Below are 24,920 nucleotides of genomic sequence, written 5' to 3'. Positions count from 1 at the left end.
TCGCTGCCCCCGGTGTTACTGCGTGGTTGGGTTGGGTGGCGGTCACGAGTTGCTCCTGGCGGCTGGTAGGTCGAGGGTCGCTTTGGCCGGTGGCCTCAGGGCTCTGCGTCGGGGTGAACGGTGGCCCGTAGGGCTTCCAGTGAGTTGTAACGCGGCGTCCAGCCGAGCAGTTCACGTGCCTTGGTGGTGTCGACGATCGACGGTTGCGCAACCGCCTCCACCCAGTCGGTGATCGGCGGGAGCAGCGAGCTTCCCGGGAGCGCCGTCAGCCCCCGAGCCACGGTTCTGGCCACGACACCGGGGATCGGCACCGGGGTGAGGCCGAGCTCGCGGACGAAGTCGGCACCGGTCACCACGCCGTCGCCGGCGATGTTGTAGGCCCCGGGTGGGCCGGCGCCCACGATGCACCGCACCAACGCGGTGCCCACGTCGGTTTCGTGGATCAGCTGCATCGGGATGGTCGGGACGGGGATTGGCAGGGGCACGCTGACGCGGTCGAGCGCAGCGGTGCCCACGCGGCCGAGGGCGGCGACCAGGCCGGGCAACTCCTTGGCCCCCAGCGTGTGAGGCCCAACGACGATCGGCGGACGCAGCAGGTAGAGGGCCAGGTCGGGGTGAGCGGCCGCCTCCTCGCCGATCAGGTGCTCCAGCTCGGCCTTCTCCTGGGCGTAGAACAGCCGGTTGGCCGGGCGGACCGGCCACTCCTCGGTCATCGGCGTCGGGTTGTCGTGGTGAAACCCGTAGGCCGCCACCGAGGAGGCGTAGACGAAGCGCTTGGCGCCGGCGGCGGCCGCCGCTCGAAAAGCGTTGAGGGTGCCGTCGATGTTAATGGCACGGATCGCCTCCCTGGATGCGGACCCGGTGATCATGAAGGCGAGGTGGACGACGACGTCGGCGCCGTCGAAGGCCTCCGCCAGCGCGTCGGGGTCCCGCACGTCGCCCCGGCGGTAGGCCATCTTCGTCCAGTGGTGCGCCGCCGGATCGAACGGCCGGCGGGCCACGCCGACAACCGCCTCGATGCGGTCGTCCGCCTCGAGCAACGGCATCAACCCAAAGCCGAACGTGCCGGTCGGCCCGGTGACCGCCACGGTCAGCCCGGGCTGGGTCGATTGTGATGTCCGGGCGCCGCTGGCCTTCGACCCGCTACCCGGTGGGCGACTGGCCATGGGCGCACCCTACCGAGCTGGCGGCGGGGCCGATCGGCGAAACCGACGGGTTCGGTGAGCTGTCACAACTCAAGAAGGAAGCGGAGGGCTCGGTCGAGTGCTCCCACTGAGGACGTATCTAGAGCGCCCTCGACAGCGATCGACGTAACAGCCACGCCCCCAGCGGCAAGAGCACAGCGGTCATGGCGAGCAGCACGCCGAGCTGGGGCAGCACATCGCTGATGGTGCCGCCGCGCCGCTGGATCTCGGAGTAGGCCTCGTAGGCCCAGTGGTGAGGGGTCAGCGCCGAGACCTTCATCAGACCATCGGAGAACAACTCGAGCGGAAGCATCGACCCGCCGAGCGCAGCGACGACCAGCCCCAACCCGATCCCAACACCGTTGGCGGCGTTGGCGTTGTCCATCAACGAGCCCAGCACCATCGCCGCCGATGCGCTGACCGCAGCGAACGCCGCGACCACGCAGGTGGTGGCGAACGGATCGCCCCAGTCGACACCGAAGAGGACGGCGGTGCCGATGACCATGTAGATGCCCTGCCCGAACGCGATGCCGAATCGGCCCAGGGTTTCGCCCCCGATGACCTGCACCGAACTGACCGGGGCCGACAACTGGCGACGGGTGACGCCCAACTCGCGGGACTGGATCAGCATCCCCGAGCCGGTCAACGCGGTAAGAAAGATGAACAGCGACAACTGCTGGGCGGCACCCAGGTCGAACTGCCCAAGGCCGGAGAACTCCTCACCCAGGTCGCCGTCGACCAGGTCGACGCTCAACGTCGGTCCTGCGTCCTCGGCCGCCGTCAGGGCCCGCTCGACCTCTTCCGGCTCGACCTGCTGGGCTTGAAGGGCGTCGCTCGCAGCCCGGCGCAACGAGAGCGAATCGAGCACCGACCTGACCGTGGCCGTCGTTGCCTGGCCACCGGCCTGGCTGCCGGGGATGATCGTGATCTCCACGGGTTGTTGCGCCGACCAGCGGGTCTCATCGTCGGGGTCGACGATCACGGCGGCGTCGGAGCGCCCGCGGGCGACAACCTCCTTAGCCCGAGCTGCGTCGTCGCTGCGCTCCACCGCAATTCGCTGGTCGTCCAGCGCCGAGGCGAGGCGGTCGGACAGCGGCCCGGAGCCGGTCAAGATCAGGCGTCCCGCAGCTCCGGAGTCGCCGAACTGCAGGCCGATCGCAACGACGAGGAGCATCGGGAGGACGAGCACGAAGAAGTAGTTGGAACGATCCCGGAAGTACCGCTTCAGCGCGATGCCGGCGATGGCGACGACCGGCCTCATGTCAGCATCCGGTGCAGGTGGCGATCGCGCTGACGGGAACGAGCGCTCATGTGAGCGCCGTGTCATCGCCGAGGGCCATCGAGATCGCCAGCGCACCCACCCCAAAGGCGGCGAACACCGCCAGCGGCCCACCGAGGTCGGCGACCTGTCCGCCACCGCTGGTGATGCCCAGGCCCCGGATGAACGCGGCTGTCGGCGTCAGGTCGGAGATTCGGCCCAGCAGGCCAGATCCGGTGATCGGGAAGAACGACCCGCCGAGCACGCCCATCAGGATGCCGATCATCGCATTGGCCCCTTGTGCCTGCTCAGAGGTGCGCGCCACCCGGGTGATCACCAGCACCAGGCTGGTGACGGCGACGACCGCAGCGACGATGACCACGCCCACCGGGATGATGTCGCCAAAGCGCACACCGAAGAACAGCGAACCGGCGCCGAGCAGTACCGACGTGGCGACCACCCCGAGGATGAGGCTGACCAGCACCTTGGACAGGATGATCGAGCGGGGTGGAAGCGGCATCGAAACCAGCCGCACCAGCGTGCCCTGCTCGCGTTCGGCGATGTAGGCGATCACACCGAACCCGACCGTGAAGAACATGAACAGTGCCGCCTGGCCGGCGACCAGATAGCCCTCCATCGTGAGTTGTTCGTCGGACGCGGCGCCTTCCTTGGCGGTCAACACCGCTGGGGCCTGTGCGACAGCCTGAGCCACCTCGGGCAGCTGGGAGGTGGAAAGCCCCACCGCCGAGCCGGCGCTCGCCGCCTGGGCGCTGGCGGCCACCCGCTTGAGGTAGCTCGACACGATCGAGTCGACCACGCTGGCCTCCAGGCCGCCTTGGCCGAGCTGCAGGACCTTCACCTCCGGCGATCCGCCGGTACCCACAGCTTCGACGAACCCGGTCGGAAACACCACCCCGGCGGTGATCGACCCCGATTCCACTTTGGCTGACAGCCCGTCGGCCTTGGCCGGCGGCACCAAGGTTGCGGCGATGTCGAGGTCGTCGATGCTCGACAGCACACCCACCAGGCCCTCGGCGATCTGATCGCCGGGTTCGGCTGCCACGATCACCGTGATCTTTCCCAGCGACTCGGAGGATCCCAGCCCAGAGAACAACAGGTTGAACACGAACATCAAGATGATGGGCACCGCAAGGCCAAAGATGAGCACCGACCGGTCGCGCACCCGCTGTCGCAGGTCGCTGAGCGCCATCGTCCATACAGCCGATGCGTCCAAGGTCAGTTTCGCAGTGCTCGGCCGGTGAGGTTCAAGAACACCGATTCGAGGTCGGGGCGAGCCACCTCGACGTCGGTGATCGACATCCCCGACGCGCTGGCGATTCCGACGATCTCCGCCAGCGCGGCCGGGGCATCGAGGACGATGAGGTCGATGCTTCGACGGTCGTTGGCGACCGAGCGCACCGGATCAAGTGATGCGAGCGCGTTGGTCACCCCGTCGAGGTCGCCGGTGCCCTCGAGGTGCACCCGATCTGTCTCGCCGGTCAGCGCCAGCAGCTCATCGCGTGTTCCCTCGGCCATCATGGCGCCATGGTCCAGGATGCCGATGCGGTCGCACAGCCGTTCGGCCTCCTCCATGTAGTGGGTGGTGTACAGCACGGACATACCCTCGCCGGCGAGCGCCTCCACCGCTTCGAGGATGGAGTTGCGCGACTGCGGGTCGACCCCGACCGTGGGCTCGTCGAGGATCAGGAGCTTTGGCTGGTGCAGCAGCCCGATGCCGATGTTGAGCCGCCGCTTCATGCCACCCGAGTACTCCTTGGTGAGGTCACCGGCCCGATCGGCCAGGCCGATCACCTCGAGCACCTCGTCGGTGCGTCGCTTCAGCTCGGCTCCCCTCAGCTTCTCCAGCCGCCCGAAGAAGTTGAGGTTCTCCCGGCCGGTCAGGTCGGGGTAGATGGCCAGCTCCTGGGGCACCAGCCCGGTCATCGCCTTGACAGCCACGTGGTTGGGGCCGACGCGCTGGCCCCCGAGGCGAATCTCGCCGCCATCGCACGACAGCAGTCCGGCGACCACGGAGATAGCAGTGGTCTTGCCGGCGCCGTTGGGGCCGAGCAGGCCGTAGGTCTCGCCCTCCTCGATGCGAAACGAGACGTCGTCGACCGCAACCAGGTCGCCAAATCGACGTACCAAGCCATCGACGCTGAGTACCGGTTCGGGCATGCGAGCAGCCTTTCTCGCGTGTGAACGCCACATGTTGTCAGACGGAACGCCGGTCGGGGCGCGAGAAGCCGGTTGCCCACCGCTAGGGTCATCGAGGTGAACGACAATCCAGGGCCGGGGACGGGGCGGAGCACGGGGCAAAATGGGAGGGACCACGACGCTCTGGTTCGGGCTCCCATTATCGTGGTGCGGGTACTGGGCTACCTCACCTACGCCTACCTGATCGTCGTCGAAGTGATACTCGGGCTTGCTTTCATCCTGCGCCTGCTCGGGGCCAACCCGACGAGTGACTTCGTGACCTGGATCTACCGGAGCGCCGACCGGGCGATGAACCCTTTCCGCGGCATCTTCGAACCGATTCAGCTCGGAACCAGCAGGCAGGCGGTCCCGGCGGTCTTCGACACCTCGTTCTTGTTTGCAATGCTGATCTACGGGATCGTCGCCATCGTCATCCATATGGGGCTGACCTGGCTCGGCGGTCAGATGCATCGCCTCGACGCCAACCGAGTGCGACAGGAACGCCTGGACGCCTACAGCGACGCTGCGGAGAGCTACCGCAGTGAGCGGCCCGACGTCATGTCCCAACGGCCCGACGTCATGTCCCAGCCCGCCGATGACCCCAACCCGACCACCCCCTACCAACGGTGAGCGGCCTGTCCAGCGGTGCAGTGCGCACCGCCACCATTGTGGTCCTGGCGGTCGTCGGCGCACTGGCGCTGACGTCGTGTGGCGAAGATGGTCCCGTCGACAGTGCTCTTCAGTCGGCGTCGAGCCTGGCGGCCGATGTCAGCATTCCCGATGTGAGTGCACCCGACGTCTCGCTGCCCGACGTGACCGTGCCGGCCGTGACGACCCCGAACAATCCGCAGACCACGTCGGCTCCGCTCAACGACGCCCCTGCAGCTGACCCCGACCAGAGCGATGACGGGCTCGGCGCGCTGGCCATTGCGCTGTTGGTACTCCTCGCCCTCGGAATCGTCGGCACCGTCGTTGCGCTGATGCGCAGTGGCAGAGACTCGTCCGATGACGAGGCGCAGAAGACCAGCCGGCTCTACGCCAACCTGAACCGACTGATCGATGACGGCAACTGGGCGATGCGCCAAGCAGCCGAGGCCGTGCAGGCCACCGACCTCGACCGGGTGGCAGCCGTCTGGCCCACAGCCCGTGCCCACTTCATCGACATTGAGCACAGCGCGGCCGACCTCCACCCGGATTCGCCGGCAATCACCGAAGCCGTCCAGCGGGCCGGGCTTGCCTTCGCCGAATTGCGCGGCGCCCTCGATGCCTACACCGACGCGATTCGGCGAGGGTCGCTGGGGCAGCTCGACGCGCTCGGCCCGCTCCAAACGCGGGTGACCGAGCGACAGAATCACCTGGCCGTTCAGCTGCAAGCGCTGGTCAGCACCAGCAGCGCCACCCCTGACTAGTGAGATCGACGCGCCACTGCGACGGGCCAGCGTCTCGGTGGTGGAGTTGCCGACGGTGTGTTTGTGACGGGGGTCCGCCGGGGACCTGGGGAGAGTGACCGACATTCGACCAGCCGATGCCACGCCCACCCAATCACCCGAGGTTGTGTACACGATCGGCCACGGCACGCTGAGCGCCGATGAGCTGGTGACGTTGCTGTCCGACCAGGGCGTCGATCGGCTGGTCGACATCCGGTCCTTTCCCGGTAGCCGACACAACCCGCAGTTTGGCCGCGAGGAGATGGAGCGTTGGGTGCCCGAGGCCGGGATCGACTACCGCTGGTTGCGGGGCCTGGGCGGTCGGCGCAAGCCGACGGACGACTCGCCTCACGTGGCGCTACGACACCAGGCTTTTCGCTCCTACGCCGACTACATGGAGGGTGACGATTTCGCTGCAGCTCTGACGGAACTGCTCGCACTGGCAGCGGAACGGCCGACGGCGATCATGTGCAGCGAGTCGGTGTGGTGGAAGTGCCACCGTCGGCTGGTGTCCGACCATTTGGTCCTGGTGGAGGGGGTTCCGGTGCGCCACATCATGCACACCGGCAAGCTGATCGACCATCCTCCCCTCGCCGAGGCCAGGATCGAGGGTTCAGAGCTCGTCTACGACCAACAGGTCGAGTGAACCCATCGATGTGGGGCGCCGGATGCCGGATGCCGGATGCTGGATTGCTCCGATGGCCTGAGCCGCCGCACGGTCGGAGGCTCAGGGCCTCACGGTTAGTCAGGGTGGCGAAGGACGACGGCAGCGTCGTCACCGTCGAGGCGGAAGCCGATCGTCTCGGTGAGAAACAGCTCCACGCTGTCGCCATCGTGATGGCGGTAGCCCAGAGCGAGGTCCTCGGAGGCCTCCAGGTGGTGGTCGCCTCCCTGCATCGAGATGACCAGCGCGCCGTTGACCGTCGGCGCCCACACCAGTGGACCGCCAGTGATCTTCCGCAGGTGGTCGAGCACGAAGCCACCCTGATCGGTCGTCTCCATGACACCCCGATAGCAGCGTGGGCCGAGGGCCAGGCCGTAGGGGCCGCCGACGCCAGCGTCCCGCAGGATCGCCACCGCATTGGCGACGACGCTGGGGTACTGGGTGTAGTCCGGCGAAATGTCGAGCGCCTCGTGCGGCGTGGCGGTGGCGATGCCGACGGTGGACACGCCGTCGATGCCCTGGAACACCAGACCGTCCTCGGCCGCAGCGATGTGTCGGGCGGCCTCCCGCAACGGATCGAAGTCGACGTCGACGGCGCCCCGTTCGAGGGCCTCGATCTCTGCTCGGGCCATCGTGAAGCGGCTGTTGAGCTCGAACATCGGCATGGTGACCACGCGGGCCACGCTGGCGTCGTCGCCGCCAACCCGCTCGATGCGGCCGGTCGGCAGGCAGGTGGCCCCGGTGGGGCCATAAAAATCCATCAGACGTCGGGCGGCCAGGAAGATTTTCAGGTTCTCGGAGGCCTCCTCGTCCAGCGCCGCCCAGGCGGCGGCGGAGATGGGGGCAAGCTCTCGGTGCAGGCGGTTCACAGTGAATCGGTTCCTTTCAGTCCACCGATACCGAGGCCCGACAGACCTGCGGGGCTCGATGGGGCGTCGGGTGTGGTGTCGGCGGCGTCGCCGCCATCGCTGGCCTCCTCGACCGCCAGCAGCGGCCGGTCGGTGAAGAGGTACGTTCGCAACTGCTCGTCGAAGCCGGCGTCGCGGCGGCGCAGCCACTCCAGGTTCATTGCAGCGTGCTCCTTTTCCTCGTCGCGATTGTGGGCGAGAAGCTCGGCGAGCGACTCGTCGTTGGTGGCCTCCACCCGCTGGTCATACCAATCGACCGCTTCGAGTTCCTCCATCAGCGAGACGATCGCCCGATGCCGATCGACCGTGGCCTCCGACAGCTTGTCGGGGTCTTCGTGAAGCTCAGCACTCGATCCAGCCACGTGTACACCTTTCGGGTTCGTCGTGTCGGCGGTCAGCGCCGCCCTCTCACGTTCTACCCGCTCCGCCGACGACGTACGCATCGACCCGGGGAAATCCACGTGTCCGGGCTCTAACCTGCCTCGATGGATCAGAACGCTCTGACGCCGGAGACTCCCCGATGCCGGTGAACGGTCCGACGAGCCAAATCGTGCCGGCGAGCGTCGGGACTGCGGCCTTGACCGGTCGTCGGGTGATCATCACCGGTGCCTCATAGGGGATTGGGGAGGCGATCGCTCGTTCGCTCAGTGCCTCGGGCGCCACCGTCGGGCTACTGGCCCGGCGGGTGGAGCCGCTCGCGCTGCTGGCGGGGGAGCTCGGCGGGCCGTACCGCAGCGCCGACGTGGCCGACCTCGGTGCGGCGGCCGTCGCAGTCGAGGAGCTGGCTGATGAGCTCGGGGGCGTGGACGGCCTGATCAACAATGCCGGGCGCATGGACCTGGGATCGCCCAGTGCCACCGATCCGGAGGTATGGCGAGCGGCCTACGAGGTGAACGTGCTCGGCCTGTTGGCCACTACCCATGCCGCCGTTCCGCACCTGCGCCGCAGCGCCCATCCCAACATCGTCAACATCTCGTCGATGTCGGGGCGCAGGGTCGCCAGCGTTGACGGCGGGGTGTACGCCTCCACCAAGTTTGCCGTCCATGCGCTGGGCGACGCGCTGCGCATGGAACTCCAAGGCGACGGGATCGCCGTGACCACCGTGTCGCCGGGTTTCGTGCGCACCGGCCTGGCCGACGGCCTCGATGATGAGCACCGCCGTAGCTGGCAGGCCAGCGCCGCCGAACGCGGGCTTGACCCCGAAGTGATCGGTGATGTCGCCGCCCACCTGTTGTCGCTGCCCGCCGGCGTGTGCCCGGTCGAGTACGCGCTGACCGCCACCGCCCAGGTGCCGGGCAACTAGCGCCGCACGTTCGCCCTCAGGCGAGGTAGAGATCGAACGCGTCGCTGATCGCTTGAGCGAGTGTCGGCTCCTGGTCGTCGAAGAACGCGCCGATCGTGTGGCCGACGGCGACCGAGGAAACAGTGATGATGTTGTCGCAGCTGACGACGCTTGCCTGGTCCAAGCCATTGCGGGGCCCGACCGTGACCTCGCTGGTGATGCCCCTGATCGTGGTGGTGATCGGCGCCACGGTGACCGACGACAGCAGGTGAAGCTTCGACGAGCGGGTCAGGAGGAGCGCCGGGCGACTGGTGTCGAGCTGCACCGACACGATCGACCGCATGAGCAGTTCAGGCCAGCGACTGAGGCGGAAGGAGGGCCAGGCCCCAAGGTCCCCTCCTGTCGACGTGCCCAGCAAGGTGTCATCGGGCTCACCGGGACGGACAGGGTTCCGATGCGCGTTAGGTTGAAAACTTCGCTCGTGCCCATCTCGGGGTTTGGGCACAACAGGAAAGTCCCCCGCAATGAACACCCCCACTTCCTCGTTCCGCGCGCTTGGCGTGCCCGACGAGCTCGCCGCCGTGCTCGAGCGCGCCGGCATCTCCACTCCCTTCGATGTTCAGGTCGCTGCAATTCCCGATGCGCTCGCCGGACGTGACGTCCTCGCCCGTGCCCCAACCGGCTCCGGCAAAACGCTTGCCTTCGGCCTTCCGCTGGTGGCCCAGGTCGGCCGTGGCACCAGCCGCCGCCCCCGTGCCTTGATCCTTTCGCCCACCCGCGAGCTGGCCGAGCAGATCCGCCGCGAGCTGGAGCCCTTGGCCACCGCCAACGGGCGCAATGTGCTCGCCGTGTACGGCGGCGTCGGTATGAACCCGCAGCGCTCCGCGCTCCAGCGGGGCGTCGACATCCTCGTCGCCTGCCCCGGTCGCCTGACCGACCTGATCGAACAGGGCTGCGTCAGCCTGGGCGACGTCGACCAGGTGGTGATCGACGAGGCCGACCGCATGGCCGACATGGGCTTTCTGCCCACCGTGCGCAAGCTGCTCGACATGACCGCCAAGCGCCGCCAGACCCAGCTGTACTCGGCGACGCTCGACAACGACGTCAAGGTGCTCATCGACCGCTACCAGCACAAGCCGGTGCGCCACCAGGTCGGCGAGACCGAGCCCGACCTGTCCAACGTCAGCCACCGCTTCATCGAGGCTGATCGGCCCCAGAAGCTGGCCCTGTCGGCCGACCTGATCGAAGACGCCGGCCCCACCGTCGTGTTCTGTCGCACCCGCCACGGCGCCGACCGGGTGGCCAAGCAGCTCAAGCGGGTGGGCATCAAGGCCGCCCCGATCCATGGTGGCCGCTCGCAGGGACAGCGCACCCGTGCGCTCGAGGCCTTCGCCGACGGCAAGGTGACCGCTCTGGTTGCGACCGACGTCGCCGCCCGCGGAATCCATGTCGACGGCGTCCAGTGCGTGTTGCACTTCGACCTGCCGCCCGACCCCAAGGACTACGTGCACCGCTCGGGCCGCACCGCCCGCGCCGGGGCCGACGGCCAGGTGGTGTCCCTCGTGCAGCCCGATCAGCGCAAGGACCTCCGCAAGCTGCAGCGCGACGTTGGGCTCCCCCAGGCCGAGTGCGAGCCGGCCTTCGTGCCGACCGTGCGCGCCCAGGTGCCGGTGCACGAACCGAAGCAGTCCAACAACCAGCGTCGCAACCCGCGCAGCGGTGGCGGTGGTGGCGGCGGTCGCTCCGGTCCGGGCGGGCGTTCCGCCGGCGCCGGGCGAAGCGGTCGGGCACGTTCGGGCGGCGGCAGCCGCTCCGGCCAGCGCTAGACCACACGAGCGGCCTCCCGATCAGCCCCCGGCGGGGGCTGACGGGTCGGCCTCGAGGGTGCCGGGCTCAATCAGCCCGGGCTCGATCTCGGGGTCGTCCTCGGCACCGACACGGCTCGTCGTACTCGTCGACCCCTCGCGGGTGGTCAGGGCCGAGTAACACATCTCATCCTCGGTGCCCTCCGCCCAGCTGATCCAGCGGGGCTCGGTCTGGGGGTTGATCAGGCTTCGGTCCCAGGAGCACTCGACCCTGATGAGGTCGCCGGGCTTGATCACGGTCGCCTTCGCGGGCGTGTAGTTGAGCTGCCAGTTGAAGTCCCAGCGGTCGATGTCGAGCAGGATCTGCTCGGTCGGCGTGTCGGGATTGAGTGTCATGCGGAAGGTTCGCCCCAGCTCGTGCATGTGCCCGAATATCGACACGATCGTGCCCTCGCCAACCGCCCAGTGGTCGCACCACGAGACTGACACGCCGTCCTCGTCGACGTTGGCGCTCATCTCCGGGGTGGTGGAGCACAGTGCGTTCAGCCCGTCGGCGATCATCGGCGCCGAGTCGCCGTACCGCTCGGCCAGATCGACCATCATGGCGTCCCGGTCGCAAAGCGGGCCTTTTTCGTCGGGCATGCAGGGGATCTCGGCGGGGGCCAGGTACTGGGTGACGTCAATGTTGTCGTAGTCCTCGGCTGGACCATCGCCGAACTCGAGGGCGAGCTGGGAATGATCGGGTGGTGCCGCGTGGACGAAGTGGTAGTGCACCTGGATCACGAAGAAGTCACCGGCGTTCAGGGCCATGCCCGACCCGTCCGGGAACCGCTCGCCGCTTTGCCCCGGCGCCCAGGCGCTCACCAGGTCGGTGCCGCCGCCGCGGCCGGTCGGGCTGGGTATCGACCCTTCGGCGCCGACGCCTCCGAAGCATCCGTATCCGGTGCCGGGGTCTGCCACGTCTCGGGCATTGATGGTGTCTCGCTGGTCGGCTGTCATACGAAAGATCAGGGCATGGTGGACGAACTCGTTCTTGTCGGGGATGAACTCGTATCCGGTCAGCGCTGCGTCCTCCTTCAACCCGGGGTCCATCACCAGGCAGCGATAGTCGTTGATCTGCTCGGTCGAGCCTTGATAGGGGGCATCGGCCCGGAGGGTGACGTCGGGGTCGATCCTGTTGGCAGGCTCGTTGGTGACCTTGATGGGGGTGGTTGTGGGGGTGTCGAGTGGGGCGCCGGCGTTGGCCCAGTCTTCGATGGTGGTGATTTGTTTGTTGGTGAGGCGGGGGTCGTGTTTGAGGGGGATGCCGGCGTCGGTGGCGAGGAAGGGGGGCATGTAGCGGGATTTGGTGATGAGGGCGAGGCCGTCGGCGATGCGGGTGGCGTCGGAGGCGTCGGTGAGTTCCCAGAAGGGGGCGCCTGCTTCGCCGGTTTGGTGGCAGGAGGCGCAACTGTTTTCGAGGATGGGTTGGACGGCGTTGGTGAATGAGGGGCTGGTGCCGGTGGGTTTGGTGTTGGTGGTGGCTGCTGAGGCGACGCGGTTGGTGTCGGTGAAGTCGGCTGTGTCGATGGCGGTCAGGTTGAAGTCGAGCCGGGCGTTGTCGTCGGCTTGGGCGAAGCCGACCATGTTGATGGGGCCGATGCCGTAGTTGGTGAGGGAGATGGTGGTGGTGGCGTTGAGGTGGAGTTCGTTGCCGGTGAGGGTGCCGGTGGCTTTCAGGGTGGCGGGTTTGGTGGTTTCTTTGACGGTGAGGTCGCCGGTGATCGTGAACTTGTAGGGGGTGTCTTCGGAGATTTTGGTGGGGAGTCCGTCGAGTTTGGTGGGGGAGAAGGTGGCGGTTTGGTAGTCGTTGGATTGGAGGTAGTCGTGGCGGAGGCGTTCGTCGCGGAGTTGTTGGTCGGAGGTGAGTTGTTGGACGTTGATGACGATGTCGCCGATGCGGGAGTCGGCTGGTTTGGTGGTGTTGAGGGCGATGTCGCCGGCGATGCCTCGGGTGGTGCCGGTGGCGGTGTGGGTGGTGCCGGCGAGTTTTTCGGTGACGGTGTAGGTGATGGTGGAGCGGGAGGCGTCGAGTCGGTAGATGGTTTCGTTGTTGGTGGCGGTGAGGGTGGGGGCGTCGGGGACGCCGAAGTAGACGACTGTTGGTTCGAGGCCGAACATTGAGTTCCAGACGATCCCGCCGACCACGGCGGATACGACGATGAGCATGCCCATGCCGGCCAACACCGGATGACGACCAACCACACCCTTCACCTTGTGAACCATCTGGGTGCGCTCACTTCGTTCGACGGAAAACGTCCACAGCCGGGCCGGCCCGACGAGCGCCCAAGGCTACCGATCGGTTCCCGCTGATCGGGAGCAGGAGCACGCTGGACATGTGCGACGGCGGCTCAGGTCACTTCGATCCGGACCGCCCCGCGGGGGTGCACGGTGCAGGCGCCATCGAAAACGCCTGGGCTTGGGAATGTATAGGTGACCGTCTCCCCGGCGGGGATCTGCGTGACGCTGACGAAGTGATCGGCGCTGTCATGGTTGACGACGGTGAGGGTGTCGCCCGCTTTGAAGTTCAGCTCGTTGGGGATGATGTCGATCAGCTGACCGTTGTCGATGCGGGCGGCGCTGCCGTTCGGAATCACGTAGCGGTGATCGGTTGGTCGAGCGTCCAGCACCAGCCAGGCCCCGCCGACGGCGACGGTCACAGCGAGGGCAGCCAGCGCCAGGCCCAACCTGGTGGCGGTTCGGCTGGGTCGGCCGGCCGGGTCGGTCTGTTCCAGCCCCTCGGCGTCACCCGTGGCGGTTGAGCCTGCCGCCGAGGTCGGATCGATCTCGGCGGTCACTCCCGGGGCTCGATCGTGGCGACGGTCGAGAAGCACATCTCGTCCTCGGTGCCCTCCGACCAGCTGATCCAGCGGGGTTCGGCCTGGGGGTTGATCAGGTTTCGGTCCCAGGAGCACTCAACCTTGATCGTGTCGTCACTGGTCAACACGATGTCCTCGACAGGCACGTAACTGAACTGCCAGTTGAAGTCCCAGCGGTCGATGTCGAGGAGGACCTTCTCCCCGGGGGTGTCGGGGTTGAGGGTCATGCGGAAGGTTCGTCCCAGCTCGTGCATGTGGCCGTTGACCGACAACAGCTTGCCAACGGACGACACGCCGTGTTCGCAGCTGCTCGTCGAGATGCCCTCCGCGTCAACGTTCGCGGTCTCCTCGGGGGTGGACCCGCAGACGGCGTTGAGCCCGTTGGCGATCACCGGCGCCGCCGGACCGAACTCGTCGGTAAGCGCCTGGATCGACGCAGCCCGGTCGCAGAGCGGGCCTTTTTCGTCGGGCATGCAGGGGATCTCGGCTGGGGCCAGGTATTGGCTGACCGCCACGTCGGCGTACTTCTCGGTGGGCTCGGAACCCAACTGCAGGATCAACTGGCTCTGGTCGGGGGGTGCGGCGTGGACGTAGTGGTAGTGGACCTGAGTGACGAAGAAGTCGCCCGGCTGCATCTTCAGCCCGGCTCCGTCCGGATAGATCCCCGGCTTGGCGCCCGGTGCCCATCCGGCCACCAGCTCGGAGCCCCGCCCCCGACCCGATGGGCTCAGTCCGCCTGGGCCGGCGCCGACGCCGCCGAAGCATTCGTATCCGGTGCCGGGATCATCGGCGTCGCGCTGATCGACGCCCTCGCGCTGGTCGGCGGTCATGCGGTAGGTGAGGGCGTGGTGGACGAACTCGTTTTTGTCGGGCACGAACTCATATCCGGTGGCCACCGCCGGCGTGTCGAGTTCGGGATCCATGATCAAGCAGCGGTAGTCGTTGGTCTTGTTGGTGGAACCCTCGTACGGCGCCGCTGCGGTCAGCGTCATATCGGCGCGGGGGTGCAGCACGGGCTCGTTGGTGACCTTGATGGGGGTGGTTGTGGGGGTGTCGAGTGGGGCGCCGGCGTTGGCCCAGTCTTCGATGGTGGTGATTTGTTTGTTGGTGAGGCGGGGGTCGTGTTTGAGGGGGATGCCGGCGTCGGTGGCGAGGAAGGGGGGCATGTAGCGGGATTTGGTGATGAGGGCGAGGCCGTCGGCGATGCGGGTGGCGTCGGAGGCGTCGGTGAGTTCCCAGAAGGGGGCGCCTGCTTCGCCGGTTTGGTGGCAGGAGGCGCAACTGTTTTCGAGGATGGGTTGGACGGCGTTGGTGAATGAGGGGCTGGTGCCGGTGGGTTTGGTGTTGGTGGTGGCTGCTGAGGCGACGCGGTTGGTGTCGGTGAAGTCGGCTGTGTCGATGGCGGTCAGGTTGAAGTCGAGCCGGGCGTTGTCGTCGGCTTGGGCGAAGCCGACCATGTTGATGGGGCCGATGCCGTAGTTGGTGAGGGAGATGGTGGTGGTGGCGTTGAGGTGGAGTTCGTTGCCGGTGAGGGTGCCGGTGGCTTTCAGGGTGGCGGGTTTGGTGGTTTCTTTGACGGTGAGGTCGCCGGTGATCGTGAACTTGTAGGGGGTGTCTTCGGAGATTTTGGTGGGGAGTCCGTCGAGTTTGGTGGGGGAGAAGGTGGCGGTTTGGTAGTCGTTGGATTGGAGGTAGTCGTGGCGGAGGCGTTCGTCGCGGAGTTGTTGGTCGGAGGTGAGTTGTTGGACGTTGATGACGATGTCGCCGATGCGGGAGTCGGCTGGTTTGGTGGTGTTGAGGGCGATGTCGCCGGCGATGCCTCGGGTGGTGCCGGTGGCGGTGTGGGTGGTGCCGGCGAGTTTTTCGGTGACGGTGTAGGTGATGGTGGAGCGGGAGGCGTCGAGTCGGTAGATGGTTTCGTTGTTGGTGGCGGTGAGGGTGGGGGCGTCGGGGACGCCGAAGTAGACGACTGTTGGTTCGAGGCCGAACATTGAGTTCCAGACGATCCCGCCGACCACGGCGGATACGACGATGAGCATGCCCATGCCGGCCAACACCGGATGACGACCAACCACACCCTTCACCTTGTTGCCCATCGCCGTGTCCCCCTCGATCTTGATGCCCGCCCCGCTCGCACGGCCGGTGAGCCACCGTCCCGACGGTGACCTCGCTCAAGCTACAGGGCTTGGCAACCAGCACCCCGTGAGAAACCCGGCGGTCGACCCCATTGCGAGCGTTGGCCGGCGTCATCGGCGGGTCGTCGTCATCGGCGGGTGGTCGTTGGTCCACCCGTTGCTCGCACGCGGTCCCGACGGCACTAGGTTGCTCTCCCGTGATCCTCGCCGATGCCTCGATCCGCGCCCTTGTCGAGTCGGGTGTGCTCGTGATCGACCCCTACGAGCCACAGCACGTTCAACCGGCGTCGGTCGATGTGCGCCTCGGTCACCAGTTCCGGGTGATGCGCAACACCCGCCTGACCCACATCGACCCGGTCACGGTGGACGAGTCCCTCATGGAGTCGGTCGAGGTGCCCGACGGCGGGCAGTTCGTCTTGCACCCGGGGGAGTTTGCGCTCGGCCACACCTCGGAAACCCTGGCGCTGCCCGACAACATCGTGGGCGTGGTGAACGGCAAGTCCAGCGTGGGCCGCCTCGGCGTGCAGGTCCATGCCACCGCCGGCTTCGTCGACCCCGGTTTCGAGGGAGTCATCGTCTTGGAGCTGTCCAACGTGGCCACGCTTCCCATCCTGTTGCGCCCGGGGATGAAGGTGGCACAGATGGTGTTCCAGCACCTGGACCGCTCGGCCGAGCGCCCCTATGGGCACCCCGACCTGGGTTCGAAGTATCAGGGACAGCGGGGCGCGGTCAGCTCGCGATACGCCGCCAACTACCCCGGCGACACCACCGCCGCCCCGTAAGCCACCCCGCCACGGGCAACCCCCGGCGAAGTGGGGAGCCCAAAGCGCGCTCTGGCGGCACTCTCGGCTCCCGAGTTGCGGCAGGGGCCCGAAGTGGGGAGCCAAAAGCGCGCTCTGGCGGCACTCTCGGCTCCCGAGTTGCTGGAATTTTACCGGTTGAAGGTGAGGTCGGAGCGGTCAGCCGGTGGAGAGTGAGACCCGGGCGTCGCGGCCGTGGAACTGCCCGTAGCGTTCGGCGGCGGCGTCGATACCGCCACGCACAGCAGAGGGGAGCGGTTCAAACGGATCGAGGTCGATATCGACCGTCGACGTTTTCACGGTGCGCTTCCAGGTGCCGAGCACCGTGCCGCCGGCGACGATGGTCGGCTTGAACATGCCGTTGTTGCCGGGGCAGATGCGCTGGTTGAACGCCGGGTCCAACATGGCCGAGCGGTCGCCGTAACCCAGCATGTACTCGTCGAAGCCGGGCAACAGGACGACCGGCTCCGGGTCGTCGAGACCGGGTCGCCCGTCGACGTCGAGCGCAGCCTCCAGTGCGTCGTCGGTGACCCACATCGCTGTGGGTCCGTCGGACGTGGCGCAGTCCACTTCGGCGAGCACGTCCGACGCGGCCGCCAAACCGGCCTTGGCGTCGGTCATCGTCAGCCCGGTCCAACGGGCCAGGTCGTGACGCGTGATCGGGCCGTGGCTGCGCACGAAGCGCACCGCCAGCTCAGCCAGCGCCTCGTCGCGGTCGAGCTGTCGAGGCTTGGGCACCCATTCGTCGAGCAGCACGAAGGTCTGCTCCTTGCCCACCTGTGGGCCGATGCAGGTCACCCCGATCTGCGAGATGTACCAGAGGAAGTGATAGCCGTGATCGGCCGCTTCGGGAACGCCGCCGTCGACCAGTGCGGCGATGCACTCGGCTCGCGTCAGGCGACGACCCCCGGCGAGCGCCGACCCCAGCAAGTCGGCCGCGCGGTCGACCGTCGTCTCGCTCAGGCCGAGGAACTCGCGCCGGCGGGCAGCGCCGCGCAGCGCACGAGCGCCGGTCACCTCGAGCATCCAGCGGGCGTCGGCGGGCGGGACGAAGTGGACCGTCCCCCGCATGGGCCAGGTGCGCAGGATCTCACGGTTCGCGGTGGCTGCGTGGATGTCGTCGTCGGTCAGGCCGTCACAACGCGCGCCGAACGACCAATGTCCGCTGTTGAGGTCCTGGGCCTGCATCGCCCCGAACCAGGTGACGACCTCGCCCGGCGAGCGAGGGCGGATTGCGTCGAGCAACTGGGCGGCCAAGCGCAACCGCAGCACCTCGGTTGGGCTGAGTTGGGACGAGGCTCGCTGGGACATGCAGCCAGTGTCGCACCGGTCGGAGGCCATCGCCGCCGTGTCGTGGCGAAGCGGGTCCGGACTCGCACCTCGGGTGGGTCATGTTGCGGCGGCTGGAGTCCGTCGTTGCGACGCTCAGCCGACGCTGTGACTAGTCCTGCACAGCGCTGAGCGGCAGGCCGACCGGGGTCTCGGCATCTTCGAGTGCCTCGAGCAGGTGCAGTGCGATGTCGCCCACCTTCACTTGGTCCTCGTCGACACCCTCACCCTTCACGCCGTCGTCGATCATGATGTAGCAGAACGGACAGGCGGTGGCGATGCGGGTGGCGCCGGTGGCGAGCAGTTCCTGGCTGCGGTCGACGTTGATCTGCTTGCCGGTGTGCTCCTCCATCCACATGCGGGCACCGCCGGCGCCACAGCACATGCCTTCGGTGCCGTTGCGGGGCGCCTCGACCACTTCGACGCCCCCGAGGGAGGCGATGATGTTGCGCGGCGACATGTAGATGTCGTTGTGGCGGCCGAGATAGCAGCTGTCGTGGTACACGACCTTCTCGGCGAAGTTGGTGCCGGTCGTGTCGATCGAGCCGTCGTCGATCAGGCGCTCGAGCAGCTCGGTGTGGTGGATGACCTCGTAGTGGCCGCCCAGCTGGGGGTACTCGTTGGCGATCGTGTTAAAGCAGTGCGGGCACTGGGCAATGATCTTCTTCACGCCCATCGAGTCGAGCGTCTCGATGTTCTGCATGGCCAGCATCTGGAAGATGTACTCGTTGCCGGCGCGGCGGGCCGGGTCGCCGGTGCAGTTCTCGGACGGGCCGAGGATGGCAAAGCTCACCTCGGCGCGCTGGAGCAGCTTGGCCACCGCCTGGGTGACCTTCTGGTTCTTGTCGTCGAAGCTGCCTGCGCAGCCGACCCAGTACAGGTACTCGGCCTCGAGCGGGTCGCCGCCCTCGAGCACGTTGATGCCGTCGAGCTTGTCGGCCCACTTGCCGCGATCGCTCTGGCTCATCTTCCAGGGGTTCCCCTGGTTCTCCATGCCCTGGAACGCCTGGCCCAGTTCGGTCGGGAAGTCGGACTCCATCAGGGTGAGGTAGCGGCGCATGTCGAGGATCTTGTCGAGGATCTCGATGTTGACCGGGCAGATCTCGTCGCAGGCCTTGCAGGAGGTGCAGGCCCACACCTCTTCGGGGGTGATGCGCTCGAACAGGCTGTTGGCGCCGATGGTGATTTCGCCGTCGAGAGCGATCGGCGGGCTGACCTGCGGGTCGCCGGTGGCGGCCATGACCTCACCGGTCTTCAGGACGATCTCGCGAGGGTCGAGGGGCTTGCCGGTGCCCGAAGCCGGGCACACCGAGGTGCAGCGGCCGCACATGGTGCAGGCGTCGGTGTCGAGCAGCTGCTTCCAGGTGAAGTCCTCGACAACCGAAGCGCCGAAGGTCTCCAGCTCGGTCTCCATCAGGTTGGGCATCGCCTTCATGGCGCCCTTGGGACGATCCCGGTCCTTGAGATACATGTTCATCGGCGACGTGAACATGTGGCGCAGCATCGTGGTCGGCAGAACGATCAGGAAGGCGACGAACGTCAGAATATGCACGATCCAGAAGCTGCGGTGCCACCACTCGAGCCCGCCCATGTTTTCCATCGCCTTGGCCATTGGCCAGCCGATGAAGGCCCAGTTGTCGGCCTCGGGCATGCCCTCAAGGGCGATGCGGAAGCCCTCGGCGATGAAGCCGGTGACCCCGATGGCCAGCAGGACGCCCAAGCCGATCGCGTGGTCGGCCTTGGTCTTGATGCGGATGCGGTAGGGCTTTTGTACGTAGCGGCGAACGATGGCCCAGACGAGCCCGACGACGAAGAACACGCCGGCCAGATCAGCGATGAAGGCGTAGGCGCGGTACACGTCGCCGTGAAGAAACTTCAGGGCCACCGGCAGCTGCAGGTTGATCTCACCGATGGTGGTGACCGCCAACAGCACGAGGAATGCGAAGTAGATGAAGCTGTGCATCACGCCGGCGGCCGGGTCGCGCAGCAGGGTCTGCATGTACAGGCCCGAGCGCATGTTCTCCAGGCGCTTCTTGAAGTTCTTCGGCGTGGTGCGTCGGTTGTCGGGGGCGCCGCGCTCCCAGTTGCGCACCCGATTGGAGAAGTTGAAGGCTCCGTACAGGATGGCGGCGACCACCATCACGTAGAAGGCCAAACGCAACCAGCCCGGGATGTTGGCGAACATCAGGCGAGAGATCGGCTGCTCTTCGAAGGCGGTCTCTGCCCAGTGCTCCGCCCACAACTGCTCGGCGACATAGGAGGCCGCGGTGAGGGCGGCGAAGCCGCCGCCGACGATGAGTGCGATCTGGTAGGGACGGAACCGGCGCTTGGCCTTGGTTTCGGTCCCGCTGGGAGTCTCGGTGGAGGTCGCCATAGCAGCCATGAATCTACCGTCCGGAGGCGGCCCCGGGGAACTCCGAGCGTCGCGCCGACCGAACGTCGCCTACCGTGGCACCCTGAAACCGACGTTTGTCGTCGTCGGCACGAGGGGGACGTGATGGATGCTTACTTGGAACGCCTGGGTGCATTGCCGATGTTCGGCGGTTGCACCAACAAGGAACTGCGTGACATTGCGCGCATCGTCGACGAACTGCAGGTGGAGTCCGGCCGGGTACTGATGTCGCAGGGCGACGCTGGTCAGGAGGCCTTCGTCATCGAGGAGGGCACCGCCGAGGTGGTGCGCGACGGCCAGTTGCTGGCCACGGTCGGCCCGGGATCCTACGTTGGCGAACTCGCCCTGATCGACGCCGGGCCCCGCTCGGCCACGGTGACCGCCACGACGCCGATGCGGGTGTTGGTGATCGGCACCCGCGAGTTCTCCACGCTGCTCGACGAGGTGCCAGGCCTGGCCCGGCGGGTGCTGGTGAGCACCGCCCGCCGCCTGCGCGCCGCCAACGAGGGCGCCCACCAGCCGATCCACTGATCTGGGCTGCCGCTCCGCTGAGGTCGTTCGGGCCACGAAGGCCGGGTCGCCGCTCCGCTGAGGTCGTTCGGGCCACGAAGGCCGGGTCGCCGCTCCGCTGAGGTCGTTCGGGCCACGAAGGCCGGTTAGCGGAGGGTGCGGGCGAAGGCCCGGAGGTCGCCGATCAGCAGATCCGGCTCTTCCAGCGCGGCGAAGTGCCCGCCCCGGTCGAAGCGGGTATAGCGGACCAGGTTGTAGCCCGCCTCCACCCAGGAGCGGGGCGGCCGGGTGATCTCGGCGGGAAACTGCGCCACCGCTGTCGGCACCTCCACCTTGGCGTCGTGGGTGGCGAAGCGGCCGGTGCGCATCGTTTCGAAGTAGATGCGCGTCGAGCTGCCGATCGTGCCGGTCACCCAATAGCTGGTGAGGTTGTCGAGGATCGCCTGCTCGCTGACCGCGTCGAACAGGTTGCCGTCGTGGTCGGTCCAGGCCCAGAACTTCTCGAGAATCCAGCCGGCCAGGCCGGCGGGGGAGTCGGCGAGGCCGTACGCCAGTGTTTGGGGGTTCTTGCCTTGGATCTCCTGGTAGGCGCAGCCGTTGGCGAGGAACTCGCCCATCTCGGCCAGGTCGACGCCCTCGGACTCGGTGAGCTCGCCGTCGCCGGGAAACCCGACCGCCATGTTGAGGTGGATGCCGGCGAGGTGTTCGGGGTCGACGAGACCCAGCCAGGTGGAGACGAAGCTGCCCCAGTCGCCCCCCTGGGCCAGGTAGCGGTCGAACCCGAGCCGGGCCATCAGCTCGGCCCAGGCCTCGGCCACCGCCTTGACGTCCCAGCCGGGGCCGGTCGTGGGCCCGGAGAACCCGAAGCCGGGCAGCGAGGGGACGACGACGTGAAACGCGTCGGCAGCATCGCCCCCGTGGGCGACCGGATTGCGCAGCGGCTCGATCACGTCGAGGAACTCGGTGACCGACCCGGGCCAGCCGTGGGTCAACAACAGCGGCATCGCGTCGGGCTCGGGGGAACGGGCGACGATCACGTGGATAGGCGTGCCGCCGATCGTCGTGCGGTACTGCGGCCAGGCGTTGAGGCGGGCCTCGGTCGGGCGCCAGTCGTAGGTGTCGCGCCAAGTGCGACAGAGTGCCTGGAGCGTCGACATGTCGGTGCCGTAGTCCCAGCCGACGTCCGGGAGCTCGTCGGGCCAGCGGGTGTGCCCCAAGCGCAGGCGCAGATCGTCCAAGAGCTCGTCCGGGATGGCGATCGATGTCGCCTCAAACCCGTCGGGCACCGGATGGTCGGCCGATGGGCCCTCGACCGCCGCATCACCGACCCACTCGTCGGCCGGTGGTGCGCCATCGCCGCTTTCGGATCCAGTCATCGTTTCCCCTTGGGTTGGCCGCCGTCGCGATGATGGCGCCTGTCGCAGCCCGAAACTACCGTCGAGCCGCTCGGCGGGTCGCCCGATCCGGCCTGGCGAGCGCCGGCGACTTCGGTCCGGCTATGCCGCCGAGCGTTGTTCTGCCCTAGGGTGCGAAAACGAGAACGTGTTCTTATTACGTTGTCATTTCATCGAACGAACAGCCATCGAGGTGGCTACGAGCCTTGACGGGGGATCCGATCGTGACCCAGCGTGTGCAGCCTGATTTCGTCGACGTGTTGGACTTGGATCGCTTCGTGCGCGGCGACCATCACGCGATGTTCCGCCGAATGCGCGAAGAGGCTCCGGTGTCGTGGCACGAGGAGAAGGTCCGCGAGGGCGGCTTCTGGAACATCGTCATGCACCCGCACCTGCAGACGGTCAATCGGGACACGGAGCTGTTCTCCTCCCAGAAGGCCGGCTCGCTCATGTTCGAGAACCCGGCCCCGTCAGGGTTCGACAGCCGGGGCAAGCTGCTGATCGACACCGACCCCCCGCTGCACACCCGGTATCGGCGCCTGATCAACAAGGGCTTCACACCACGCATGATCGGCCTGTTGGAGCAATACCTGCAGTACCGGGCCGAGCTGATCGTCGACAACGTGATCGAAAAGGGCGAGTGCGACTTCGTCAGCGGCCTGGCGATGGAGCTGCCGCTGCAGGCGATCGCCGAGATCATGGGTGTCCCCCAAGAGGACCGTCGCCTGATCTTCGACTGGACCAACAAGATGATCGGGGCGCAGGACCCGGACTACAACGACAGCGGCGAGATCGAGGACATGGAGGAGGCCACCCAGGCCGCCGCCGAGCTGTACCTCTACGTCGACCAGTTGCGCGCCCAGCGGCGCAGCGATCCCAAGGACGACATCGTCACCAAGCTGATCAACGCCGAGATCGATGGCGACAACCTCAGCGAAGAAGAGTTCGAGATGTTCATGTTGTTGCTGTCGGTCGCCGGCAACGAGACCACCCGTAACGCAACGACCCATGGCATGTATGGGTTGTCGAGCACGCCCGGCCAGTGGGACCTGCTTAAGGGCAACCTGCCCGAGTTGATGCCCAACGCCATCGAGGAGATGGTGCGCTGGGGCTCCCCGGTGCTGCACTTCCGTCGCCAGACCACCGCCCCGACCGAGATCGGCGGGGTCGAGCTTGATGCCGACGACAAGGTCGTCATGTGGCACGTCTCGGCGAACCGTGACGAGAACGTCTTTGACGATCCGGACACGTTCGACATCGAGCGGTCCAACGCCAACGAGCAGGTCGGCTTCGGCGGCGGCGGCGCCCACTACTGCCTGGGCGCCAACCTGGCCAAGGCCGAGCTGCGCATCATCTACACCGAGATCGCCACCCGCATGCCCGACATCAAGGTGGTCGGCGAGCCCGAGCGACTGCGCAGCAACTTCATCTCGGGCATCAAGTCGATGCCGGTGAGCTTCACCCCGGGCAAGCGCAAGCACCCGGCGGACGCCACCTAAGGATCCCGACGAGCTTCGGGAACTCGATGTGATTACCGGGTCAGCAGTGCGAAGCCAGACGCTTCCCAACGCGGCACACGCGTGAGGCGGTGCAGGCGATGACCAGGCGCCGTTTCACCAGCCCCAGGTATGCCGTGCTGTGGGGGTCCTTCTTGGTCGCCGTGATCGCAGCCTGCTCCTCCCCCGAGACGGGCGAGCGTCCCGTTCCCAGCACCACACGCAACGACACTGAAGAAACCAAAGACACCGCGTCGGCTGTTCCCGGCAGCGAGTGGGAGACGATCTCCCCGAGCGAGGCCGGGCTGAACGAAGAGGCGCTCGACCAAATCGCCGAGGGTGCCGAGGCCACCGGTTCCTACTGCCTCTCGGTGGTGCGCTACGGAAAGATGGCGTACCAGCGCACGTTCGGCGACTACACGGCGTCGACCCCTCAGGAGGCCTACTCGGTCACCAAGTCGTTCACCTCGACGCTGGTGGGCATGGCGGCCGAGGACGGCGACCTCGACGTGGGCCAAGCCGCTTCGGACTTCCTCCCCGAGTGGCAAGGAACCGACTCGGCCGACGTGACGATCAGAAACCTGATCCAAAATGACTCGGGGCGGTTCTGGAGCCTCAAGTCCGACTATCTCGACATGATGAGGGCCACCGACCTCACCCAGTTTGCGTTGGACCTCGATCAGGCGGAGCCGCCGGGCACGGTCTGGCGCTACAACAACGCCGCCATCCAGACACTGCCGGCCGTCATGTTTCAGGCCACCGGTCAGAGCATGGGCGATTTCGGCGCCGGACGACTCCTGAAACCCCTGGGCATGGCCCACAGTTCCTTCAGCGCCGACCAGGCCGGCAATACGCTTGCGTTCATGGGTTTGCAGAGCACCTGTGACGACCTGGCCCGGTTTGGGTTGTTGTTCGACCGAGGTGGGGCTTGGGGTGATGACCGGATCGTCAGCGCCGACTGGGTGCAGGCCGCCACCACCCCCGGCGAGCTCAACCCGGCGTACGGCTACCTGTGGTGGCTCCAGACCGACGACGTGTTCACCGGAGGCGAGGGCAAGCAGCTGACCGGCCACTACCCCGGTGCGCCACCGGACACCTTCGCCGCCGAGGGCCTGGGGGGCCAGGTCGTGGTGGTCGTCCCGTCGGAGGATCTGGTGATCACCCGCATGGCCGCGGTCGCCGCCCCGAACCCGGCCGGTGACCCCTTTGCCGAGAGCCTGCCCGCCGATGTGGTGGCGGCCATCAACGATGCGGAGTCTTCGAACGGCTAACCCGGACGCGG

22 protein-coding genes are annotated in these 24,920 nt (G+C 67.1%); 9 read left to right on the top strand and 13 right to left on the bottom strand.

Features of this window, described 5'->3' with window-relative positions; genetic code table 11:
• Nucleotides 1–95 precede the first annotated feature (95 nt).
• The 4 genes from PKD89_RS03220 to PKD89_RS03205 all read right to left on the bottom strand — a co-directional run bounded on the left by PKD89_RS03220 (nucleotide 96) and on the right by PKD89_RS03205 (nucleotide 4,620).
• The gene (locus PKD89_RS03220) at nucleotides 96–1,166 is read right to left on the bottom strand and encodes an NAD-dependent epimerase/dehydratase family protein (protein WP_289011378.1); all 1,071 of its coding nucleotides are present in this window, start codon (nucleotides 1,164–1,166) and stop codon (nucleotides 96–98) included.
• Between the two features lie 118 nt (nucleotides 1,167–1,284).
• Complete coding sequence (locus PKD89_RS03215) at nucleotides 1,285–2,445, bottom strand: ABC transporter permease (RefSeq protein WP_287379868.1); 1,161 nt, start codon at nucleotides 2,443–2,445, stop codon at nucleotides 1,285–1,287.
• 46 nt (nucleotides 2,446–2,491) lie between these two features.
• Complete coding sequence (locus PKD89_RS03210) at nucleotides 2,492–3,652, bottom strand: ABC transporter permease (protein ID WP_287379869.1); 1,161 nt, start codon at nucleotides 3,650–3,652, stop codon at nucleotides 2,492–2,494.
• Between the two features lie 26 nt (nucleotides 3,653–3,678).
• Nucleotides 3,679–4,620, bottom strand: coding sequence for an ABC transporter ATP-binding protein (locus PKD89_RS03205; RefSeq protein WP_289011377.1), 942 nt, complete (start codon nucleotides 4,618–4,620; stop codon nucleotides 3,679–3,681).
• Nucleotides 4,621–4,806: 186 nt separating this feature from the next.
• Between PKD89_RS03205 and PKD89_RS03200 the strand changes: the two genes are divergently transcribed.
• The 3 genes from PKD89_RS03200 (at nucleotide 4,807) to PKD89_RS03190 (ending at nucleotide 6,711) form a co-directional block, all read left to right on the top strand.
• On the top strand, nucleotides 4,807–5,268 hold the full coding sequence (locus tag PKD89_RS03200; protein WP_287379871.1) for a YggT family protein: 462 nt from the start codon (nucleotides 4,807–4,809) through the stop codon (nucleotides 5,266–5,268).
• The gene (locus tag PKD89_RS03195) at nucleotides 5,265–6,047 is read left to right on the top strand and encodes a hypothetical protein (RefSeq protein ID WP_289011376.1); all 783 of its coding nucleotides are present in this window, start codon (nucleotides 5,265–5,267) and stop codon (nucleotides 6,045–6,047) included. Before PKD89_RS03200 ends, PKD89_RS03195 begins: the two co-directional genes overlap by 4 nt.
• Before the next feature lie 94 nt (nucleotides 6,048–6,141).
• A complete protein-coding gene (locus PKD89_RS03190) occupies nucleotides 6,142–6,711 on the top strand; it encodes a DUF488 family protein (protein WP_289011375.1) in 570 nt (189 codons plus the stop codon).
• A 95-nt stretch (nucleotides 6,712–6,806) separates the two neighbouring features.
• Here PKD89_RS03190 and PKD89_RS03185 read toward each other — a convergent pair whose 3' ends face one another.
• Both PKD89_RS03185 and PKD89_RS03180 read right to left on the bottom strand, forming a co-directional pair.
• Complete coding sequence (locus PKD89_RS03185; RefSeq protein ID WP_289011374.1) at nucleotides 6,807–7,598, bottom strand: family 1 encapsulin nanocompartment shell protein; 792 nt, start codon at nucleotides 7,596–7,598, stop codon at nucleotides 6,807–6,809.
• On the bottom strand, nucleotides 7,595–7,999 hold the full coding sequence (locus PKD89_RS03180) for a ferritin-like domain-containing protein (protein WP_287379875.1): 405 nt from the start codon (nucleotides 7,997–7,999) through the stop codon (nucleotides 7,595–7,597). Before PKD89_RS03180 ends, PKD89_RS03185 begins: the two co-directional genes overlap by 4 nt.
• Nucleotides 8,000–8,256: 257 nt before the next feature.
• Between PKD89_RS03180 and PKD89_RS03175 the strand changes: the two genes are divergently transcribed.
• On the top strand, nucleotides 8,257–8,940 hold the full coding sequence (locus PKD89_RS03175; protein ID WP_324332272.1) for an SDR family oxidoreductase: 684 nt from the start codon (nucleotides 8,257–8,259) through the stop codon (nucleotides 8,938–8,940).
• Between the two features lie 16 nt (nucleotides 8,941–8,956).
• Here the strand turns inward: PKD89_RS03175 and PKD89_RS03170 are convergent, their stop codons facing one another.
• Nucleotides 8,957–9,262 (bottom strand): type II toxin-antitoxin system PemK/MazF family toxin, encoded by a 306-nt coding sequence (locus tag PKD89_RS03170; protein WP_289011373.1) that lies wholly within the window; start codon nucleotides 9,260–9,262, stop codon nucleotides 8,957–8,959.
• A gap of 181 nt (nucleotides 9,263–9,443) precedes the next feature.
• On the opposite strand from PKD89_RS03170, the gene PKD89_RS03165 reads away from it, so the two are divergent.
• The gene (locus tag PKD89_RS03165; protein ID WP_289011372.1) at nucleotides 9,444–10,745 is read left to right on the top strand and encodes a DEAD/DEAH box helicase; all 1,302 of its coding nucleotides are present in this window, start codon (nucleotides 9,444–9,446) and stop codon (nucleotides 10,743–10,745) included.
• Nucleotides 10,746–10,766: 21 nt separating this feature from the next.
• Here PKD89_RS03165 and PKD89_RS03160 read toward each other — a convergent pair whose 3' ends face one another.
• From PKD89_RS03160 to PKD89_RS03150, 3 genes are all read right to left on the bottom strand, one after another.
• Entirely contained in the window at nucleotides 10,767–12,968 is a 2,202-nt protein-coding gene (locus PKD89_RS03160; protein WP_289011371.1) for a YceI family protein, read from the bottom strand.
• A gap of 146 nt (nucleotides 12,969–13,114) precedes the next feature.
• Nucleotides 13,115–13,561, bottom strand: coding sequence for a hypothetical protein (locus PKD89_RS03155; protein WP_287379879.1), 447 nt, complete (start codon nucleotides 13,559–13,561; stop codon nucleotides 13,115–13,117).
• Nucleotides 13,558–15,678, bottom strand: coding sequence for a YceI family protein (locus tag PKD89_RS03150; RefSeq protein WP_289011370.1), 2,121 nt, complete (start codon nucleotides 15,676–15,678; stop codon nucleotides 13,558–13,560). Before PKD89_RS03150 ends, PKD89_RS03155 begins: the two co-directional genes overlap by 4 nt.
• 236 nt (nucleotides 15,679–15,914) lie before the next feature.
• Between PKD89_RS03150 and dcd the strand changes: the two genes are divergently transcribed.
• On the top strand, nucleotides 15,915–16,499 hold the full coding sequence (gene dcd, locus PKD89_RS03145) for a dCTP deaminase (RefSeq protein WP_289011369.1): 585 nt from the start codon (nucleotides 15,915–15,917) through the stop codon (nucleotides 16,497–16,499).
• 177 nt (nucleotides 16,500–16,676) lie between these two features.
• Here the strand turns inward: dcd and PKD89_RS03140 are convergent, their stop codons facing one another.
• Together PKD89_RS03140 and PKD89_RS03135 are read right to left on the bottom strand one after the other, a co-directional pair.
• Nucleotides 16,677–17,828 (bottom strand): winged helix DNA-binding domain-containing protein, encoded by a 1,152-nt coding sequence (locus PKD89_RS03140; protein ID WP_289011368.1) that lies wholly within the window; start codon nucleotides 17,826–17,828, stop codon nucleotides 16,677–16,679.
• Nucleotides 17,829–17,958: 130 nt separating this feature from the next.
• Complete coding sequence (locus tag PKD89_RS03135) at nucleotides 17,959–20,229, bottom strand: heterodisulfide reductase-related iron-sulfur binding cluster (protein WP_324332268.1); 2,271 nt, start codon at nucleotides 20,227–20,229, stop codon at nucleotides 17,959–17,961.
• Nucleotides 20,230–20,343: 114 nt separating this feature from the next.
• On the opposite strand from PKD89_RS03135, the gene PKD89_RS03130 reads away from it, so the two are divergent.
• Nucleotides 20,344–20,769 carry a cyclic nucleotide-binding domain-containing protein gene (locus tag PKD89_RS03130; protein WP_287379884.1) on the top strand — a complete coding sequence of 142 codons (426 nt, stop codon included), beginning with the start codon at nucleotides 20,344–20,346 and terminating at the stop codon, nucleotides 20,767–20,769.
• 125 nt (nucleotides 20,770–20,894) lie between these two features.
• Here PKD89_RS03130 and PKD89_RS03125 read toward each other — a convergent pair whose 3' ends face one another.
• Complete coding sequence (locus tag PKD89_RS03125) at nucleotides 20,895–22,124, bottom strand: epoxide hydrolase (protein ID WP_287394021.1); 1,230 nt, start codon at nucleotides 22,122–22,124, stop codon at nucleotides 20,895–20,897.
• A 242-nt stretch (nucleotides 22,125–22,366) separates the two neighbouring features.
• On the opposite strand from PKD89_RS03125, the gene PKD89_RS03120 reads away from it, so the two are divergent.
• Together PKD89_RS03120 and PKD89_RS03115 are read left to right on the top strand one after the other, a co-directional pair.
• Complete coding sequence (locus tag PKD89_RS03120; protein ID WP_287379885.1) at nucleotides 22,367–23,641, top strand: cytochrome P450; 1,275 nt, start codon at nucleotides 22,367–22,369, stop codon at nucleotides 23,639–23,641.
• A 98-nt stretch (nucleotides 23,642–23,739) separates the two neighbouring features.
• Nucleotides 23,740–24,909, top strand: coding sequence for a serine hydrolase domain-containing protein (locus tag PKD89_RS03115; RefSeq protein ID WP_289011366.1), 1,170 nt, complete (start codon nucleotides 23,740–23,742; stop codon nucleotides 24,907–24,909).
• Nucleotides 24,910–24,920 lie beyond the last annotated feature (11 nt).

The sequence above is a fragment of the Candidatus Neomicrothrix sp. genome (assembly GCF_035329545.1).
Classification (GTDB): Bacteria; Actinomycetota; Acidimicrobiia; order Acidimicrobiales; family Microtrichaceae; genus Microthrix; species Microthrix subdominans.
This window is presented reverse-complemented; position numbering and strand designations above follow the sequence as displayed.